The 18697-nt window shown below is 62.6% G+C and carries 19 protein-coding genes and 1 tRNA gene; 16 read left to right on the forward strand and 4 right to left on the reverse strand.

Features of this window, described 5'->3' with window-relative positions:
• Positions 1 to 115 precede the first annotated feature (115 nt).
• Together PCE31107_RS12470 and PCE31107_RS12475 are read right to left on the reverse strand one after the other, a co-directional pair.
• A complete protein-coding gene (locus PCE31107_RS12470; protein ID WP_150608745.1) occupies positions 116 to 760 on the reverse strand; it encodes an FMN-binding negative transcriptional regulator in 645 nt (214 codons plus the stop codon).
• A 109-nt stretch (positions 761 to 869) separates the two neighbouring features.
• Complete coding sequence (locus tag PCE31107_RS12475; protein WP_174966645.1) at positions 870 to 2492, reverse strand: restriction endonuclease; 1623 nt, start codon at positions 2490 to 2492, stop codon at positions 870 to 872.
• A 462-nt stretch (positions 2493 to 2954) separates the two neighbouring features.
• Between PCE31107_RS12475 and PCE31107_RS12480 the strand changes: the two genes are divergently transcribed.
• The 3 genes from PCE31107_RS12480 (at position 2955) to PCE31107_RS12490 (ending at position 4902) form a co-directional block, all read left to right on the forward strand.
• On the forward strand, positions 2955 to 3635 hold the full coding sequence (locus tag PCE31107_RS12480) for a phosphatase PAP2 family protein (protein ID WP_150608749.1): 681 nt from the start codon (positions 2955 to 2957) through the stop codon (positions 3633 to 3635).
• Positions 3636 to 3773: 138 nt separating this feature from the next.
• On the forward strand, positions 3774 to 4304 hold the full coding sequence (locus PCE31107_RS12485; protein WP_130025467.1) for a glycine cleavage system transcriptional repressor: 531 nt from the start codon (positions 3774 to 3776) through the stop codon (positions 4302 to 4304).
• Positions 4273 to 4902: an SRPBCC family protein gene (locus PCE31107_RS12490; protein WP_246181816.1), complete on the forward strand. Its 630-nt coding sequence runs from the start codon at positions 4273 to 4275 to the stop codon at positions 4900 to 4902. Before PCE31107_RS12485 ends, PCE31107_RS12490 begins: the two co-directional genes overlap by 32 nt.
• A gap of 96 nt (positions 4903 to 4998) precedes the next feature.
• Here the strand turns inward: PCE31107_RS12490 and PCE31107_RS12495 are convergent, their stop codons facing one another.
• Both PCE31107_RS12495 and PCE31107_RS12500 read right to left on the reverse strand, forming a co-directional pair.
• Entirely contained in the window at positions 4999 to 5757 is a 759-nt protein-coding gene (locus PCE31107_RS12495; protein ID WP_017235167.1) for an IclR family transcriptional regulator, read from the reverse strand.
• Between the two features lie 329 nt (positions 5758 to 6086).
• Positions 6087 to 6995, reverse strand: a complete 909-nt coding sequence (locus PCE31107_RS12500) for an NAD(P)-dependent oxidoreductase (RefSeq protein ID WP_150608751.1) — start codon at positions 6993 to 6995, stop codon at positions 6087 to 6089.
• Positions 6996 to 7282: 287 nt separating this feature from the next.
• Between PCE31107_RS12500 and ybgC the strand changes: the two genes are divergently transcribed.
• From ybgC to PCE31107_RS12565, 13 genes are all read left to right on the forward strand, one after another.
• Positions 7283 to 7750: a tol-pal system-associated acyl-CoA thioesterase gene (gene ybgC, locus PCE31107_RS12505; RefSeq protein WP_174966646.1), complete on the forward strand. Its 468-nt coding sequence runs from the start codon at positions 7283 to 7285 to the stop codon at positions 7748 to 7750.
• Between the two features lie 39 nt (positions 7751 to 7789).
• Positions 7790 to 8464, forward strand: coding sequence for a protein TolQ (tolQ, locus tag PCE31107_RS12510; RefSeq protein ID WP_150551314.1), 675 nt, complete (start codon positions 7790 to 7792; stop codon positions 8462 to 8464).
• Positions 8465 to 8485: 21 nt separating this feature from the next.
• Complete coding sequence (tolR, locus tag PCE31107_RS12515; RefSeq protein ID WP_130025462.1) at positions 8486 to 8920, forward strand: protein TolR; 435 nt, start codon at positions 8486 to 8488, stop codon at positions 8918 to 8920.
• Positions 8917 to 9963 (forward strand): cell envelope integrity protein TolA, encoded by a 1047-nt coding sequence (gene tolA / locus PCE31107_RS12520; protein ID WP_150608755.1) that lies wholly within the window; start codon positions 8917 to 8919, stop codon positions 9961 to 9963. Before tolR ends, tolA begins: the two co-directional genes overlap by 4 nt.
• 101 nt (positions 9964 to 10064) lie before the next feature.
• The gene (gene tolB / locus PCE31107_RS12525) at positions 10065 to 11357 is read left to right on the forward strand and encodes a Tol-Pal system beta propeller repeat protein TolB (protein ID WP_017235173.1); all 1293 of its coding nucleotides are present in this window, start codon (positions 10065 to 10067) and stop codon (positions 11355 to 11357) included.
• 30 nt (positions 11358 to 11387) lie between these two features.
• Entirely contained in the window at positions 11388 to 11885 is a 498-nt protein-coding gene (locus PCE31107_RS12530; protein WP_017235174.1) for an OmpA family protein, read from the forward strand.
• Positions 11886 to 11895: 10 nt separating this feature from the next.
• The gene (gene ybgF, locus PCE31107_RS12535; protein WP_165385254.1) at positions 11896 to 12639 is read left to right on the forward strand and encodes a tol-pal system protein YbgF; all 744 of its coding nucleotides are present in this window, start codon (positions 11896 to 11898) and stop codon (positions 12637 to 12639) included.
• Positions 12640 to 13024: 385 nt separating this feature from the next.
• Positions 13025 to 14140 (forward strand): YeeE/YedE family protein, encoded by a 1116-nt coding sequence (locus PCE31107_RS12540; RefSeq protein ID WP_150608757.1) that lies wholly within the window; start codon positions 13025 to 13027, stop codon positions 14138 to 14140.
• Positions 14141 to 14246: 106 nt separating this feature from the next.
• Positions 14247 to 14322: transfer RNA gene (locus PCE31107_RS12545), tRNA-Lys, on the forward strand.
• Positions 14323 to 14463: 141 nt separating this feature from the next.
• Positions 14464 to 15084 (forward strand): helix-turn-helix domain-containing protein, encoded by a 621-nt coding sequence (locus PCE31107_RS12550; protein WP_150608759.1) that lies wholly within the window; start codon positions 14464 to 14466, stop codon positions 15082 to 15084.
• Positions 15085 to 15239: 155 nt separating this feature from the next.
• Positions 15240 to 15965: a helix-turn-helix domain-containing protein gene (locus PCE31107_RS12555; RefSeq protein ID WP_150608761.1), complete on the forward strand. Its 726-nt coding sequence runs from the start codon at positions 15240 to 15242 to the stop codon at positions 15963 to 15965.
• Between the two features lie 207 nt (positions 15966 to 16172).
• A complete protein-coding gene (locus PCE31107_RS12560) occupies positions 16173 to 17990 on the forward strand; it encodes a replication endonuclease (protein ID WP_150608763.1) in 1818 nt (605 codons plus the stop codon).
• Between the two features lie 103 nt (positions 17991 to 18093).
• A complete protein-coding gene (locus PCE31107_RS12565; RefSeq protein WP_150608765.1) occupies positions 18094 to 18654 on the forward strand; it encodes a helix-turn-helix domain-containing protein in 561 nt (186 codons plus the stop codon).
• Positions 18655 to 18697: the final 43 nt, after the last annotated feature.

Genomic DNA, 18697 nt, shown 5'->3' on the forward strand with positions numbered 1-18697 from the left:
GGCATCCGAGTTGGGTTGCCGCATTGTATGCGGGGACGCCCCGACACAACCGGTCCGGCGCGCCCGAGAATTGTTTCGTAGCGTTACCGCGCCGCGGGCTGGACGTTCGTCGCCATCAGCCCACGGACACCTCGCCTCGCAGCGCGACGAGCGCGGCCAACGGCTCGCTCAATGCGCCTTCGGCGCGCAGGCCATCCACCACGCCAACACGGTCGGGCATCGCGCGATTCTGCGACATCTTGAATTTGCCTTCGATGCGGCGAATCGGAATTTCCACGCCGACGATGGCGCGCAGCATGCCGTCGATGTAATCGGCCGGCGCGTCTTCCACCGCCCACGGCGCGGCACGCCCCTGCTCCTGCGACTGCGTGAGATCGCCGACGAGGCGACGCAACCACGAGGCATCGTCGATCACTTGAGGTTTGCCCCATACATGCACCGCCGCGTAGTTCCAGGTCGGCACGACTTTGCCGTGCTCCACCTTGGCGGCATACCACGAGGGGGTGATGTACCCTTGCGGGCCGGAAAACGCCACAAGGCAATCGTCCACACCACGCAGCGCGGCAGCATGCGGATTGGCCCGCGCCAGATGCCCACGCAAGAGGCCGAACTCGCCTTCTTCCGGATACATCAGAAACGGAATCGAATCGGCGATCAGCCCCTGCGAACCGGCGCTAACGAGCAGGCCAAGCGGATGGGTGCGAATGAGGTCGTGCAGGATTTCAGGGCGATCCTCGGCAAAGGCGACGGGCTGGTACATCGACGACTCCGGACAAAAGCAGCGGGAAGGGAATGACGCCGAGCCTACGCCCTCCCATGGCCCTTGGCAAAGACCCAAAAACGATCATTTTTTTGGTGCCACTATACGGTCAGAGCGGCGCGGCGGCGGGGGCGAGTGCCTCGGGCACCCCAACGCTGGCATCGACGCCCGCGTTCTCCTTGAGCAGGAAGACCAGATGATGCCCGGCGAGCAGCTCGATGCGACGATCGCGTGCGAACTCTTCCACCCCATCGTCGAACGCCCCCGTGGTAATCAACATGCCACGGGCGGCGCCAATCTTCTGCATCTCGGCGAGCATGGTGCGCGCGGCGGCGATCTCCAGACGTGCGCCGTGGTGCATTTCGCGATAGACGTGCACGACAACGTCGCCCCCGAAAATCGGATGCGGATCCCACGCGCGGCAGGTCAGCATGCCCGCCTGCTCGCCGGGCAGAAGCGGCGGCCCTTCGAAACCGTGCGAGCGCAGCAGGTGGAACATCACCTGCGTGAAGTCCTTGTCGGTGAGTGTCATCAGATTGAAGCGGCGGTCGACGGCGACGTCGGCGTCCGTGACGACCTTCGTCATGTCGACACCGGCCACCGGTGCGACCGCCTCCAGCACCTCAGGGCTCGCTGATACGCGCGCCCCCAGCGCCGCCAAATGTTCCGCCGGATCGCCCTCGGCCAATGTGAGCGCCGCGAAGTCGGCGCGCGCCACATGGACGCTCGCCAGACACACGCGCGTATCGCCATCGCTGGCATACGCATTGAAGACGATGGCGTTCACTTGACGCAGCGGATCGGCCGAGAACAGCTCGTGCAGCGAGCGGAGCACGAGCTGGCGCAACGCGTTGGCATACACCTTCGCGCGGACGGCATCGCTTGCCGGCACGCCCTCCACGCGCCCCTGCGCGGCATGGTAATGATAGTCGAACGCGACGGGCACGGCGGCGTCGAGCGTCGGCACGTCATAGCCGATGGCCAGCAACTTGTGGTGCTCGACGTAGTGCGCCGCGAGCGTCTGCGTGAACGCTTCGGGATACGGACTGCGGCTGAGCACGATGCGCGCATAGCCCGTGATGGCCGCCGCTTCGCCGCGCAACAGTGCCCCTTCGAAATCGGCCACGGCCGCGTTGTGACGTGCACTCTCGGCCCGTGCGGCTTCCGTGGCCTTTTGCTGCGCGATCTGGAGAATCATCGAACCCTGCGCTCGGCGGACCTTCGATGCCTCGTGTTCGCGTTCCGCATGAACGAACTCGCCACGCGCCTTGGCGACGGCTTGCTCGTAACGCCCCGACGCGCCCGGCATGGCCAGCGCGAGCCGGCCCGGCTTCTCGGGCGCGAAGGCTTCCCACTCGGGCTTGGGCAAAATCTTTGGGAGATGCCGGGTATCGAGCACCGGCGGCGTGGTGCTCGCGCGCAGGTCGGCCGGCGCAATGCGCAGATCGCGCGCGAGACCGTCGGCGAGCAAACGCTCCAGCCGCGCGACCTCCAGTTTGGCCTGAGCGCCTTGCGCTGCCGCTTCGGCTTGTCGCCACGCCACATGTGTGCGCTCACGCGCGGCGGCGTCGGCGACCGGCGCCGCTTCCATGGCGCGCAATGCCTGATCGACGGCGCGGACTTCCGCCAGCGAGCGCGCCAGCATTTGCGCATGCTGCTGCTCGCGCACGTGCGCGGCGCGCCAAAACTCACGCGCCAGACGATCAATGATGCTCTCGAATCCCCGGTTCACTACTGCCCCCGCAAGCGATATTGGTTTTGTTTTGTCAAGCCCACTACAACATCCACGACGTTCGGAACGAAGCCACTTGGCCCGCGCCGCGCCGGAAGCGGAAATGTTCACGCAGCGTCGTCGTCGCGCTGAACGCCGCCCCCCCTGAAAACCGCCCGCTGCGCCTTGTGACATCAGGCTGGCACACGACTTTTGCGTAGGGGACGATTGTAGGACGATGGCCGCTTGCCAAGCAAAAAATCTTTCGTTTCCTTCCCGGGCGAGCATGTCATGCGCGCAACACGGGTGCCCTGATCGTCATCAAATCGCAATGACGGCACAGACCGGCACATACGCCCCCCCGTCCGGGGAAAACGTTGCCCCGTTGTCATCAATGACGGTTACCATGACGCGGCTTCCCCGACGGTCGATGCCGCCGGGGTCCGCTCGGATCCGGTTCCATTTCTCTACCGACATCGCATCATGAACGAGCTAGCGCCCGCCCCTGCCGTCGCCTCCCTTTGCCTGCGTAGCGCATGGGTGAGCGCGTTCGCGTGCTTGTTGCTGGCACTTGTCGCCATCCCGTGGATCGACCGTCCGGTGGTGGACTTCGTGCATGCGCATACGCAAGGTACGCCGTGGATTCAGCACGTTGCGGAGTTGCCCGCGCCACTGTTTGTGCTGGCCTGGCCGACGTTTGGGATCGTTGGCGCCGCGCTCGTCTGGCGACACCGCCTCCCGGCGTGGGCCACGACGCTGTGGCTTGCGGCGGGTGCCGTGGGCGTTGGCAGCGTGCTCAAGCAAGGACTGAAGTTCGCTTTCGGGCGGACGTGGCCGGCCACGTGGGTTCATGACAATCCGTCTTATCTGCGCGACGGCGTGTTCCAATTCCGGTGGTTCGGCGGCGATACTGCCGCGTATGCGTCGTTCCCCTCGGGGCATCTCACCGTCATGCTGGCGTTCGCCACCGTGCTCGCGCTGCGACACCCTGCGCTGCGCTGGCCGTGCGCCGTTGCCGTTGCGCTGACGGCCTTCGGCCAACTCGCCGCCGCGTATCACTGGACGAGCGACGTGCTCGCAGGGGCCGCGCTCGGCATCGCGGTGGGCACGATGTTTGTCGGGGCTTGGCAACGCTGGGCCACTCGGCACGTGATTGCGGTGTAGATGGATTGGCGGGCATGCCGTAGCGGCGCACCGCACGATTGCACTACACTTGAACCTGCTGCGCGCAACGCCTCCCATCGGAAATCGAGCGCGCTGCCTGCGCCGCCTCTTGCCCCCTCAGTTTCGACGGAGCCTGTGATGACGACGTCCCTGATTCTCAATGTGATCGGCCCGGATCGTCCGGGTCTGGTCAACGCGATCGCAGATCGCGCGAGCGCCGCTGGCGCCAACTGGCTGGAGAGCCGTCTGGCCAATCTGGCCGGCCAGTTCGCCGGCATCATCCATCTGCAAGTTCCCGACGAACACGCCGACGCGCTCACGCAAGCCCTGCAGGCGCTGGAAACCCAAGGCCTGCGCATCGCCGTCACACGCGCCCAGAGCGCCGCCGCCGACCCGGCCGCACGCGCGCTTCAGCTCGATCTTGTCGGGCAGGATCATCCAGGAATCGTCAAGGAAATCTCGCACGTGCTCTTCTCGCGCGGCATCAGCATCGACGAACTCGCCACGGAGTGCGTCGAAGGATCGATGTCGGGCGGCACGCTGTTTCGCGCGACCGCCCGACTGCACGTTCCCGCGAGCGTCAGCACGGAATCGCTGCGCGAGACGCTCGAAAGTCTGGCCGACGACCTGATGGTCGATGTCGAACTCGATTCGCCTTCCGGTGCGTGAGCGCGCACGGATGAAGCGGGTCTTCCTGTTCTTCCTCGGGGCGGCCGTTGTCGTCGCCCTGCTCTCGCTGCTACCCTTGCCGTTCGAGCGCCGGACCCACATCGTGAGCACGGTCACGGTGCAGGCGCCGCCGCAGGCCGTCTACGACTACGTGACCACGCCGGCCAACTGGCCGAAATGGCATCCGGCGTCGCTGGCCGTGCAGGGCGCGACCGATCACTCGCTTGTCGTGGGGGAAAAAGTCGCCGAAGAGTTTCGCCTCGCGGGACGTCACGGCATCATTCACTGGAAGGTCGTCGAGGCGAAGCCACCGCTCGAATGGCGCCTCGAGGGCGAGATGAACCGACGTCCGTCGGGAGAAGTCCGCTACACGCTCACGCCCGACGGCACGGGTACGCGCTTCGAGCGCGACGTCGTCTATCGCACGCCGAATCTGCTGTACCTGATGCTCGATCCGGTCTTCATCGGCCCGCGCATGCGCGCGGAGTCGGCGCAGGGCGCGAAGCAACTCGAACAAATCTTCGCGACCGCGACGGCCGGCATCCCGGCTCCGGCGTCGATGTCGGCCGTCGCCACACGTCCCGCGCAGGCCCAGTAGCGGTGGAGGTCGCGGCGGGGTTCGCGGTGTCGTAGCGTGCCGGTGGCGTGGTGGCGCGGCGCCGAGGCATCTCAGTGTCGCCTCGCGGCGCCCAGCCTACTCGTTGAACGTGGCCGCCATCGCCTCGGCCGCCGCCTGAAGTTCCGGCAGAAACGTCATGAGCGCATCAAGCGTGCGGCGCTGCGCGCTCGCCTGCACCGCGATGGCCGCACACGCGCGATTGCGGTCGAGCATTACGGGCACGGCCACGGCGATCATGCCCGGCACATGCTCTTCGTTGTTGGTGCCGACCCGGCGCTTGCGCGTCTCGCTCAACTCCTCGCGCAAGTCCTCGAGATCGGTGATGGTGTTCTCCGCACGCGGTCGCAGCGGAAGATGCGCGATCAACTTCTCGCGGCGCGCGCGAGGCAGGAACGCCAGCAGCAGCTTGCCGCTCGCCGTGCAGTGCAACGGCACACGCGAGCCCGGCGCAAGCTTGAGCTGACGCGACCAATCCGTCTCGACACGATCGAGATAGACCAGGTCGTCGCCCGAGAGCATCGACAGATTGCACGTCTCACCCAGCTTGTCGACCAGTTGCTGAAGAATCGCATGACGCGCGGCTGCCGGGCCGACGTGCATCAACGCATTGACGGCCATCGCGCGCACCCGCGACGACGGCTCGTAATGCCGGCTGCCCGCTTCGCGCGACACGAGAAACGCCGCTTCGAGCTGCTTGAGAATGCGATGCACCGTCTGCTTGGGCAGACCGATGGCGGCGACAATTTCCGCCAAGGTCATTGGCGTGCCTGACGCACTGAGAATTTCGAGAATGCGAAATGCGCGGACGGCCGCGGCGTTCGACTGATTGCTCATGTCGGTACTGGGGTCTCGGGGTCGAGTTGTGTTCTGGATCGTTATCGCTCGCGGTGGTCTCCCTGCTGCCCGACGTCGACACGCCACCGTCCCAACCCGCTCCCGAGCTGCCACGCCGCCATGCCGTCGCACCGCGACGTCCCGTTTTCCGCATTCTAGTGCCAATCGGCCTTCGCTGACGATTGGAGACAAACCCGGAGATATGCCGAATATCTTATATCTATGACCCCACGACGGCAGGCGAAGACCCGGCCGGCTCTCGGGTCGTCCCCCGCCGCCAACGTCTCGAGCGTGGCGCCACGATGCCGTGACCGAAGCGCCGCGGCCGCTCAGGCCTTGCCCGACAGCATGCGCAGCCGATGAATCAGGCTTGAGGTGTCCCAGCGCGAACCGCCGAGCGATTGCACATCCCCATAGAACTGGTCGACGAGCGCCGTGACCGGCAGCGATACACCGTTGCGCTGTGCTTCGGCCAGGCAGAGCCCCAGATCCTTGCGCATCCAGTCCACCGCGAAGCCGAAATCGAACTTGCCGTCGATCATCGTCTTGCCGCGGTTGTCCATTTGCCAGCTCGCTGCCGCCCCTTTACTGATGACGTCGAGCACAAGCGGCATGTCCAGACCGGCACGCTGGCCGAAGTGGATCGCTTCCGACAGTCCCTGCACGAGACCGGCGATGCAGATCTGGTTGACCATCTTGGCCACCTGCCCCGCGCCGGCCTCACCCACGCGCGTGACGGCTCGGCCGTAGGCGCCCAGCGTTGGGGCAACCCGGTCGAACGCCGGCGCATCGCCGCCGCACATGATGGTCAGCACGCCGTTCCTGGCACCGGCTTCGCCACCCGAGACGGGGGCGTCGACAAAGTGCAGCCCCTTCGCGTGCGCGGCGGCGTAGAGTTCGCGTGCCACGTCGGCCGAGGCCGTCGTGTGGTCGACGAAGACGGCGTTCGCCTTCATGCCGGCGAAGGCGCCATGCTCGCCGAGCACGATACTGCGCAGGTCGTCGTCATTGCCCACGCAGGCGGCCACGATCTCGGCGTCGCGCGCCGCCTCGGCCGGGGTGGCGGCGGCCGCACCGCCATACTCCTTGGCCCATTGCTGCGCCTTGGCGGCCGTACGGTTATAGACCGTGACCCGATGACCGGCACGTTGCAGATGACCGGCCATGGGATAACCCATCACGCCCAGGCCGAGAAACGCGACACGGACAGACGTTGCTTGCGATGAAGGGGAAGTCAATTCGAGGGCCTCGCAGGTTGATTCGCTATGAGGGAACCCAGGGGCGCACGATGCAGGGGGCACCCATGGGGTCCTGTCTGAAATTCAGGGGGCTTGCGAGCCACCATTATAAAGATGGCCTTCGCTCGGGCGCCAGCGCAATCCCCCGCCACACGGGGCATCTGCGCAAACCAGCCCCAATTTGGTGCGCCGCAGGGCTTTCAGTAATTCCCCGTAAACATGAGGCCATCGTTACCGTTTGAAAAATTGTGTTTCCGTGACTGGCGTTGGTCCAAGGTTCCGCTACAATGCGCGGCATGGCTGATTTTGATACCTGTTGGTCAATTCGCGTTTACTACGAGGACACGGACGCCGGAGGCGTCGTCTTCTATGCCAACTATCTGAAATTCTTTGAACGGGCCCGTACCGAGTGGCTCCGTTCGCTCGGCATCGAGCAACTCGCGCTGGCCCGCGAAACCGGCATGATTTTCATCGTGCGTGCAACCGCACTCGACTATCTGGCCCCCGCCCGGCTCGACGATCTCCTCACCATCAAAAGCCGCATCGAGCGCGTTGGCGGCGCCTCTGTCGATTTTCACCAGGAAGCCTGGCGAGACGCGACGGACGGCAGCAGCGAACTGTTGGTGCGCGGCAGCATCAAAATCGGCTGTGTGGCGGCCAGCACGCTGCGCCCAGGCAAGATGCCCGCGAACGTGCGCCTCGCCATGCTGTCGGCCGCCGCAGCGGGTGAACCGCCCCGTTCGGCAGCCGCCTGAAGCCAACAACAAGAATTCCGGTCAGTCAATAACCACACCATGCCCGATCAAGACCTTTCCATCATTTCGCTGGTCCTGCATGCCAGCGTGCTCGCTCAGGCCGTCATGGGCCTGCTGCTGCTGCTCTCGCTGCTCTCGTGGACCCATATCTTCCGCAAGATCTTCGCGATTCGCCGCGCGCGCACCCAGACCGAGCGCTTCGAGCGCGATTTCTGGTCGGGTGGCGATCTTCAGGCGCTCTATCAAAGCGCGCTGAACAACCGTCATCAGACGGGGGCGCTCGAGCGCATCTTCGAATCGGGCATGCGCGAGTACATCAAGGCGAGCGAGAAGGGTCTGCACGATCCGAGCGCCATTCTGGACGGCGCGCGTCGCGCGATGCGCGCTTGCTATCAACGTGAAATGGATTCGCTCGAAGCCAATCTCCCGTTCCTCGCATCGGTCGGCTCGGTGAGCCCGTACATCGGTCTGTTCGGCACGGTGTGGGGTATCATGAACGCTTTCCGCGGCCTGTCGAACGTGCAACAAGCCACGCTCGCCAATGTGGCGCCCGGTATCGCGGAAGCCCTGGTGGCGACTGCCATCGGTCTGTTCGCCGCAATCCCTGCCGTGGTTGCCTACAACCGCTTCGCCAACGACATCGACCGGCTGTCGATCCGCTTCGAAAGTTTCGTCGAAGAATTCTCCAACATCCTGCAACGGCAGATTCACTAAGCACTCCGGGAGCGCCGAGACATGGCAGGTTCTATGCGCAACGCTCGCCGCGGCCGTCGCGCCATGGCGGATATCAACGTCGTACCGTACATCGACGTGATGTTGGTGCTGCTCGTCATTTTCATGGTGGCCGCGCCGCTGGTCGCGCCCTCGATCGTCAACCTGCCGAGCGTCGCCAACGCGAGCCCGCAGCAGCAGACGCCGCCCGTGGTCGTCAACATCGAAGCCGACAACCGGATGCTGGTGCGTTACAAGGATGGCGAGAACACCATCGAGCAGCGCATGGGCGCCGCCGATCTGACCGGCTTCCTTCAAGGGCGCCAGGCCGCGAATCCGGATCAGCCGGTTGTCATCGCCGCCGACAAGACGGTGCGCTATGAAATCGTCATGAACGTGATGTCCGATCTCAAGGCCCAGGGCGTCAAGCGCGTGGGCCTGCTCGTCAAGCAGAAATGAGCCGCACCGCAGCCCGCACCGACCGTCCCAATCGCCCTATCGGCCCGCGCAACGATGAGCGGGGCACGGGTCGGGCATTTCTCCTCGCGCTGTTCATGCACGCGCTGCTGTTCGCGTTGCTCTTTTATGGCATGCGCTGGCAGAACAGTTCGCCGGCCGGGTCAGAGGCCGAGCTGTGGACACCGTCCGAAGTCGCGGAGCCGACGCCGCCCGTGGTGACGCCACCGCCGACGCCCGCGCCGCCCGCCGTGGCCGCGCCCACGCCGCCGGTCGAAGACGCCGACATCGCCCTCCAGCAAAAGAAGCGCAAGCAGGAGCAGCAGGCCGCCGAGCAGGCACGCCTGCTCGAAGCGCAGCAGGAGAAGGCCCGTCAGGAAGCGCTCAAGCAGAAGCAACTTGCCGAGCAGCAGGCAGCAGCCGACATCGCTCGCAAGAAGGCGGCGGAGGAAGCCGCCCGTCAGCAGAAGCTGGCCGACCAGAAGAAGGCCGACGAGTTGAAGCATCAGAAGGACGAAGCGGCGAAGAAGGCCGAAGCGCTCAAGCAGCAGCAACTCGTCGATGCACAGAAGAAGGCAGACGCCGAGAAGAAGGCCCAGCAAGACAAGGCGGCCAAGGCCAAGGCCGCGCAGGAAGCGGCTGCGCAAAAAGCAGCCGACGCGGCACGCGCCCAGCGTCTGGCGGCGTTGCGTGGGATGGCCGGGGGCACGGCCGGCGCGACCGGCAACGGTCTGGGCTCGCAGGCGGGCGGTACCGGCTCGGGCGCAGGCGGCACAGCGTCGGCGGGCTATGCCGATCGCGTGCGCGCGAAGGTCAAGCCGAACATTGCTTATGGCGGCGACACCACGGGCAATCCCACGGCCGTCGTCTCGGTACGTCTGGCGCCGGATGGCAGCGTGCTGTCCATGCAGCTGGTCAAATCGAGCGGCAATCCCGCCTGGGACGCCGCCGTGCAGTCCGCTATCACCAAGTCCGATCCATTGCCACGCGACACCAATGGCAAAGCCCCCCCGAGCGTCAACCTTCGCTTCAGCCCCAAAGGCTGAGAGTGTTGTCAAACGGGAACGATAACCGAGCGACGTGAGTCCATTTTCATCCGAGTGTGGTAAAAATGGCGCTTGCACCGCGTAACTGACCAATCGAACGCATGCGAATTTCCAGTCAATATGCATGGCGTGCGCTGGTGGCCACCTGGCTCACCGCAGCGTGCACGATCGCCCATGCGCAGACGCCGCTGACCGTCGACATCACGGGCGTCGGCACCAACCGTTATCCGATCGCCGTGTCCAATTTCAAGGGCGCCGCGCCGACGGACATCGTGTCCGTCGTCAAGGCCGACCTGAGCAACAGCGGACGCTTCAATCAGATCGATACCGGCGGCGCCGCCGTCGGCGTGGACGATTCGGTCGATCTCGGCACGTGGCGTGCCAAGGGGGCGAATGCCTTCGTCTCGGGCACGATCGTCCCCGCGGGCAACGGCAACTTCCAGGTCAGCTTCCGTTTGTACGATGCCGTGAACGGACAACCACTCGGCGGTCTGGCCCTCACCTCGTCGGCCGCGAACTTGCGGCTGACGGCGCACAAAATCGCTGACTACATCTACCAGAAGCTGCTGGGCGACCGCGGTGTGTTCGCCACGCGTCTGTCTTACGTGTTGCACAGCGGCAACCACTACCAGTTGCAGATTTCGGATTCCGACGGCCAGGATGCGCGCGTTGCGCTCAACAGCCGCGAGCCGATCATCTCGCCGGCCTGGTCGCCGGATGGCACGAAGGTTGCCTACGTCTCATTCGAGAAGCGCAAGCCCGTCGTGTACATCCACGATCTGCCGACCGGCCGCCGTGCCGTGTTGGCCAACGAGAAGGGCAACAACTCGGCGCCCGCGTGGTCGCCGGACGGCAGCAAGCTTGCCGTGGCCCTTTCGCGCGACGGCAACACCCAGATTTATCAGGTCAACGCCAATGGCGGCGGCCTCAAGCGTCTGTCGCGCAGCGGCGCGATCGACACCGAACCGCAGTATTCCCCGGACGGCAAATGGATCTACTTCACGAGCGATCGTGGCGGTGGTCCGCAAATCTACAAAATGCCGGCCGGTGGCGAAGGGGCAGGCGCTGCGCAGCGCGTGACCTTCAAGGGGAGTTACAACGTCAGCCCGCGAATCAGTCCCGACGGCAAGTTGCTCGCGTTCATTGCGCGACAAGGCGGCGGATTCAAACTGTGCGTGCAGGATATGAGTACTGGCGATGTTACGGCTCTGACCGACACCAGCCACGACGAGTCACCGAGTTTTGCCGCAAACGGCAAGTACATTCTTTATGCAACGCAGTCGGGGGGCCGCAAGGTTCTCGCGGCAGTCTCGGTGGACGGGCAAACCCGGCAGATTCTTCAGGTTCGGGGAGGGGAAGTTCGCGAACCCTCCTGGGGCCCTTTCATGCAATAACATCAACAGCAACATCAATCGGAGGCTCAAATGAGTTCCCTGCTTCGTAATATCCTCGCCATCTCTTCGCTGGCCGCTCTGGCCGCTTGCTCGTCGGGCGTGAAGCTCGACGACCAGGCTAACGCCAACAAGGGTCAAGCCACGGACGCCCGCGCTGTCGCCCCCGTCGACGCCTCGGCTGACGAACTGAACAACCCGAACGGCCCGCTCGCCAAGCGCAGCGTGTACTTCGGCTTCGACCAGTACAGCGTCGATGCTCAGTACACCCCGATGCTCCAGGCGCACGCCGCGTTCCTGAACAAGTACTCGCAGCGCCACGTGCTGGTGCAGGGCAATACCGACCCGCGCGGCACGAGCGAGTACAACCTGGCACTGGGCCAGAAGCGTGCTGAATCGGTGGTGAAGGCGATGTCGGCACTGGGCGCCAACACCAACCAGATGGAAGCCGTTTCGCTGGGCAAGGAAAAGGCAACGGGTACGGACGAGGCCAGCTGGGCTCAGGACCGTCGCGCCGATCTGGCTTATTGATTGAATCGTCATGACGTCTCGTTTGCTTAAAAACATGATCTGCGCGGTGACGCTCGGCACTGCGGTGCTGAGTCCGCTGGCGCATGCCGGATTGTTCGATGACGACGAGGCGCGCAAAGCGATCCTCGATATCCGCAGCCGTCTGGATTCGGACAAGCAGCGGATCGAGGGGCTCACGCGCAACGTGCTGGATTTGAACAATCAGATTCAGCAGTTGCAACGTGATCTGGCCGACCAGCGCGGTCAGAACGAAGATCTGAAAAACCAGCTTGCGAACCTGCAACAGAGTCAAAAGGATTTCTACAACGACCTCGACGGTCGGCTGAAGAAATTCGAACCGCAGCAGATGACCGTCGGCGGCGTGACAGGCACCGTCCAACCGGGCGAGAAAGATGTCTTTGACGCCGCGCTGACGAAATTCCGCAATGGTGACTATAAGGGCGCGCAAACGGCATTCCGAACCTTCTCGGCCAAGTATCCCGACAGCCCGTATCAACCCGAAGCTCAGTTCTGGCTTGGCAATGCGCAGTACGCCAACAAGGATCTGAAGGGGTCGACCGCGACGCTGCAGGGGATCGTGACGAAGTACCCGACGAGCCCGAAGGCTGCCGAGGCAATGCTGGCCATCGCCAGCAACCAGGCGGAATCCGGGCAGATTGCGACAGCGAAGAAAACGTTGCACGATTTGATGGCCAAGTACCCGGACAGCGAATCGGCAGCCGAGGCCAAGAAGCGTGTGGCCAAGCTGAAGTAAGACGTCTCACGGGAGACTGTGCGAACCAGCCTACCGTGCGAGGTCACTCGTCAAACGCATAACGCCGCCTTTGGGCGGCGTTGTCGTTTCCAGTTACCGTCATCGTCAACGGTCGCGCGACCGCCAGGGGCTCCCATCCTTCCGGGCTTTGCGGATGCCGAACGCGACCTCAAGTAGAATACGGGCTTTGCAAGCGTTCGAAGCGCGGCGTCTCAGGGGATGTGTGCGGGTCCAACCGGGTCTGCAGGGCATGACGACCGCACCCGCGATGTGATCGCGCGCAGACTGTGCGCGGCACGTCTGATAATTATCATGCCGGCTACGCCCCGTGGCTCGCGACAACGAATCGAATGGCCGGGCACGGCCGCCATCGCCTTCTCGCCTCATGACCGACGTCGATCTCACCGCCCTCTCCCACACCGTAGTGTGGTTCACCTTTGCGCTGGCCTTCGTGTTTGGCGCTGTGCTGCAGCGCACGCATTTCTGCACGATGGGCGCGCTCTCCGACATCGTGAACATCGGCGATTGGAACCGCATGCGGATGTGGTTGCTCGCCATCGGTGTCGCGACCATCGGCACGGGGGTACTGGCGTCGCAGGGTGTCATCGATCCTATCAAGGCCATTTACACGACGCCGCGCTTTACCTGGCTGTCGTATCTCGTTGGCGGCTGGCTGTTCGGTTTCGGCATGGTGCTGGCGTCCGGTTGCGGCAGCAAGACACTGGTGCGCATCGGCGGTGGGAATCTTAAGTCGCTGCTGGTTTTCGTGATGATCGGTCTGTCGGGCTACATGACGCTCAAGGGCTTGTTCGCGGTATTACGCGTGACGGCCATCGACAGCGTGCAAACCACGTTTGCGACATCGCAGGATCTGCCGACATTACTGGGCGGTTGGTTTGGTGGTGACGTACACCGCGCGCAACTCATTCTCGGGTTGGCGATTGGCGGGGCGTTCGTGATCGCGGCGCTCGCACGACGCGAGTTCTGGACGTTCGACAACCTGCTGGGCGGCCTCGTCGTGGGCGCGATCATCGTGGCGCTGTGGTACGTCTCGGGCAAGTTAGGGTACGTGACGGAGAATCCGAATACGTTGGAGGAGAGTTTCGTTGCCACGAATTCCGGAAAGATGGAAGCGTTGTCGTTCGTCTCGCCGCTCGCGTACACGATGTATTGGCTGATGATGTGGAGCGACACGAGCAACGTCATCACGTTGGGCATTTCGAGCGTGTTGGGCGTGATTGCCGGTTCGTTCGTCTATGCGCTGGTGTCGCGCAATTTCCGTTGGGAGGGCTTTCAGGGCACGGAAGACACGGCGAATCACATGGTGGGTGGCGTGCTGATGGGCTTCGGCGGCGTGACGGCCTTGGGCTGCACGGTCGGTCAGGGGTTGTCGGGCGTGTCGACGCTGGCGCTGGGATCGTTCCTCGCGACGGCGGCGATTCTCGTGGGCGGCGTCTGCGCGTTCAAGTACCAGATGTGGCGCATTGAGCGCAGCGTTTGAGCACAAGCCGCGCACAACCGCTCGAATCGCACCAGAAAGAGCCGCCGTCGCGCCGCCCAGGTATTGACACTATGGTGACAGCGCCGCTATAATTTTGGTCTTCGTTGGGTCGTTAGCTCAGCTGGTAGAGCAGCGGACTTTTAATCCGTTGGTCGCAGGTTCGAATCCCGCACGGCCTACCAAACGAATTCAAGGGCTCGCAGAAATGCGGGCCCTTTTCTTTTCTACAATCCGTTCGTGCGTTCTACAAAAATAAAAACTCGGATTGGACGCGAAGCCCGTCGTAACATCGAGGCCATCATTACTCCTAGGAGTCGCCGCGTATGCCAAAGCCTAAGGCTATGTCGAAGAAGCAATTGGAAGCGCTGGATGCTCTCGCCGAAGAGACCAAGCTGATTGATCGCGAATCGGAAGAGGCGCGCATACATGAGCGACAGGCGTTCGGCTACGTGCGACATGAAACTGAGCACGAGCTTGGCGTCCGATTGCGCGACGCTCGCGTGACGGCGAAGCTTACGCAAGGGGAACTTGCCGAGCGAACCAAGCTGGCAGACAAAGAAGGCGTCGGTATCAGTAGGAACGTAATATCGTTCCTCGAATCTGGCCGCACTCAACCAGGTCCAAAGGAGATTCGCCTTCTGTGCGAAGTTCTTCGTATTTCGCCCAATCGCATGATTTATGGCGAGGATGAGCCGTTTGAGGAGCTGGCCAGAGTGCGTTACGCCGGCGGCGCAGGAGTCGAGAACTTCGCGTATGTCGCCTACTGCTTCAGCCGGATGCACCACAATCACAGGGAAGCGCTGTACAAGATCATGTTGGATCTGCTGCGCCCCTGGAATAAAGACTTCGATGAAGAGCTTCACCGCGAGGCCTTCAAGAAGTTCATTGCAATGGCAAAAGAACTAGAAGAGCTAGAGGCAAAGAGGGTCGAAGCGAAAAGGTAACCCGGACTGCCGCACCGCGCGTCTGCGCGACCTCCAATGATTCAAAATTACGAAAGTTGCGTAAAAAAGACTTCTCACAACCTTCGGGTTCGTGTATGGTTGCAACCAATGCGTAACAACGACGCATTGTGCGTCCATTTGAATCTGGAGAGGCAATGGCAAACAACATCACTTCGGACCTGCTGCGACGCGCACGTCGCACGATAGGCGTCACACAGGCAAAGCTTGCGGCCGATACCGGCGTCAACGCAACGCTCATTAAGCACTTTGAGACCTTCCGTATCAGTAGCCTTCCAGAGTCCACGCAGGACGCGCTGACGGCATATTTCAAGCAGAAGGGCCTCGATCTTGATGCTCTCGCGGTACAGCCCGCTTACGCCGCCAACACAGATGTTTTACAGCAAGTCCCGCGCGCATTGGATCTCTCTGAGCCGCTGTGCTTCAGGGTAAGTAACGCGCTGACGGACGATCAAATCGGCGTCTTGTTGGACCGCATGTCGGAAAACGACGAAGCAATTTCCGAAATCATCGGCGAGGAAACGAAGAGCGGTCTCTTCGGCCATTCCGAGGAAACGCAGGACGCAAGTCGCAGACTGTTTTACCTGCTGGCGGAAAACTATCTCATCTTCCGCAATCTTCAAGGCCGCAACCTGTTCGATGACGTCGACATTTCGTCGGATAGGGAAACCCACGGCCATCTGCTGCACGCTACCGTCATGAAATCGCCTATCGCTTCCGCGATGACCGATAGCGCAGCTACCAATCCGGCAAAGGACAACGCGCGCAATCCCGACAGTGAGACGCCACCCGGTGGAATCTCCAAGAAAGTGGCGTCGGCAAGTGCGTCCGAAACCGAACTGCGCGCGAATCGGGGAGCGTAACCATGGACCAGCTTATGACGCCATTCTCGATGCTTACGGGAAAGAACTCTGGCACTGGCCTGGTCATCATCGGGCTACTCGTAGCGCTTGCCATCGCAGCGAAGCAGAAAAACAACGCTCCGCCTGTGGCCGCCTAACGACCTAGTGCGGCGTACGTAATCTCTCGCGCGCCGCACTCCCCCCACCCTCGTGAAGAACCCGCCACACATGTGGCGTGGATTCACTCGTCCTGCGAAAACATTAAACATGGCGATCACACGTCTTTCCTCCGATGCTGATTGGGCGGCCGAGTTGATTTCGGGGATGCCACCACGCTTCCAAAAACGGGCGATGGCGTATTGGATCGATACGCGCGGTGGCGACGCGACAGACAACGCCGATTCAGCGCTTCGGCGTCGATCGAATCTCGCACTGCTGGACGTGAAAAACAAACTCGGCGCCGTGCGCTTGCCCATGAAAGCGAGCGATGCGGACATCTGCGCACGGGCGCAATGGATGGCGTCCACGTGCTCAGGCATGGCCGACGCATACCACGATGCCAAGGCACTACGCGCGGCAATGGGGCGCTTTGTCGCGTACAACCATTGCACGCCGCCAGAGCCCGAGTACGTGGACGAGCACGGTGTAATCCAAGGCGTTCGCGACCTCGCCGCAATCAAGCGGATGTCGTGCGAGCAATGGTGGCGCAAGCGCCTGCGCACGCTGCACATCGAGTGTGTCGAAGCCGTGGCGATCATGTTTGGCTTCGTCGGCAAGGGACGCAACGTCTACATTTCGAACGAGTCGTTCGAGCGCCACCAGCAACAGCAAAAACGCAACGCCGACATGATGGAAAACACGGTGCTGCGAAACGAGCTTGATCAAGAATACATTCTGGCCGAGCTTGCCGCACTGGGCGTCGCCAACAAGCGCATCCGTCGCGCCGAACTGATGACGCGCATTAACGGTTTCGAGTTCATCGCGAACGACATGGGCCATATCGGCATGTTCTTCACGATAACACCGCCCAGTCGCATGCACCGCTGGCGCACGCTGGCCGATGGACGCCTTGTGCGCAATCACCGATACGACGACACCACGCCGAAGGAGGCGCATCAGTATCTTTGCGGCGTGTGGAAACTGATCCGTACGAAGCTGCACAACGACGGCTTCCAGTGGTACGGTGTGCGCGCCGCGCAACCGCACCACGACGGATCGCCACACTGGCACGGCGTCGTATTCTTCCCGCAGACATATGACGGCACCGACGCCTTCGAATACCTGTGTGCGGTCATCCGCCATTACGCGCTGGCCGATTCGCCCGACGAACCGGGCGCGATGGAGCACCGCTGCGACTTTAAGCTGATCGACAAAGACAAGGGCACGGCCGCGGGCTACGTGCTGCGTTACGTCGTTCGCGCGACCGATGGCGAAGGGCTCGACCACGATCCGTTTGACCAGCCGGGACACATTGCGGCCAAGCGAATCAACGCTTGGGCGTCCACATGGCGTATTCGATTATTCCAACAGGTCGGTGGCCCCCCTGTAGGTGTGTGGCGAGAGATGCGCCGAATTACAGAAGTCCCACATGATGCCCCAGAATGCCTGCGTGTTGCGCACGGCGCGGTCAATCGTTTGGCACCGAGCGAGGGCGAGGTACAGCCGGCATCATGGCGTCGTTACGTGGAGGCAATGGGCGGCATCTTTGCAACACGCAAGGACTTCCGCATCCGGTTGCACAAGGAAAAGACCGACCGCGTTGGGCGCTACGGCGACGTGTTGCCGCCAGAAGTGCGGGGCGTCGAATCGGCCGGCATCGTTGTGAATAGCGTTTGCCACGTATGGGAAGTCGTGCGCCGGAAGGCGCGCGAGGGTTTTGAGGCGGGCATTGCCCGCCCTTGGACTCGTGTAAATAACTGTACGCACGCCCCCGAAGAAAACGACACCGAAAACGTCGAGCGGGAGCTATCACGACACGAATTTGAGTCGACAGCTCCGCCATTCGATGCCTGGCTCGAATACAGCCAGCAATTTCAACCAGCTTAAGAACTTAACGGCACAGATTGCCGGTCAACCTTTGAGGATGGTCCTCACAAGGCTAGCGGCGCACGTCTGTGCACGGTCAACAATAATCAACAAGGAAACGACCATGCGCAAAAAAAACGACATGGAACTGCTGGCGCTACGCGAAGCCGCGAAGCGATGCGTCGCGCGAACGCCGGACATCACGCATTCCAATCGGACGGAATCGAATCACACGAGCGCACGACATGGCGAGATCGAAACGAACATGTCCAACGGCATCCCAGTGCGGCGCAATCGCAGCGCGAAACATCCCAATACCGGTGTCGTATGGGATTACCCCCCAGTCCCTATGCCGGAGAGAAAGGCCCCTTTCAGCAAAAAAACCGGGTTGCCCACACGGAAATCCGCTGAGCATATTCTGCATGGACTGCCGAAGTGGTACGAGTGGGCCATGGAGTGGCACAGCGTGACGCCGGCCCAATTCGTCTACTGGCGCAAGAACTTTGTGCAGATCACTGTGGACGAGTGTGCCGCTCTTCTTCGAGTCACGTCTCGCACAATTCGGGCTTGGGAGCGCGGAGACAATCGAATCCCGTTCACGGTCTGGTACGTCATGCACTGCTATCTGACCAGACCCGACGTGTGGCTGAGAGAGGTGGCTGCGCGAATTCGGACAGTCGGATAAGTGGAGCGACCGGGGCCTGAGCCGGCGATAATGCTGGCAAAGG

Origin of the sequence: Pandoraea cepalis (genome assembly GCF_902459625.1) — a bacterium.
Taxonomy (GTDB): domain Bacteria; phylum Pseudomonadota; class Gammaproteobacteria; order Burkholderiales; family Burkholderiaceae; genus Pandoraea; species Pandoraea cepalis.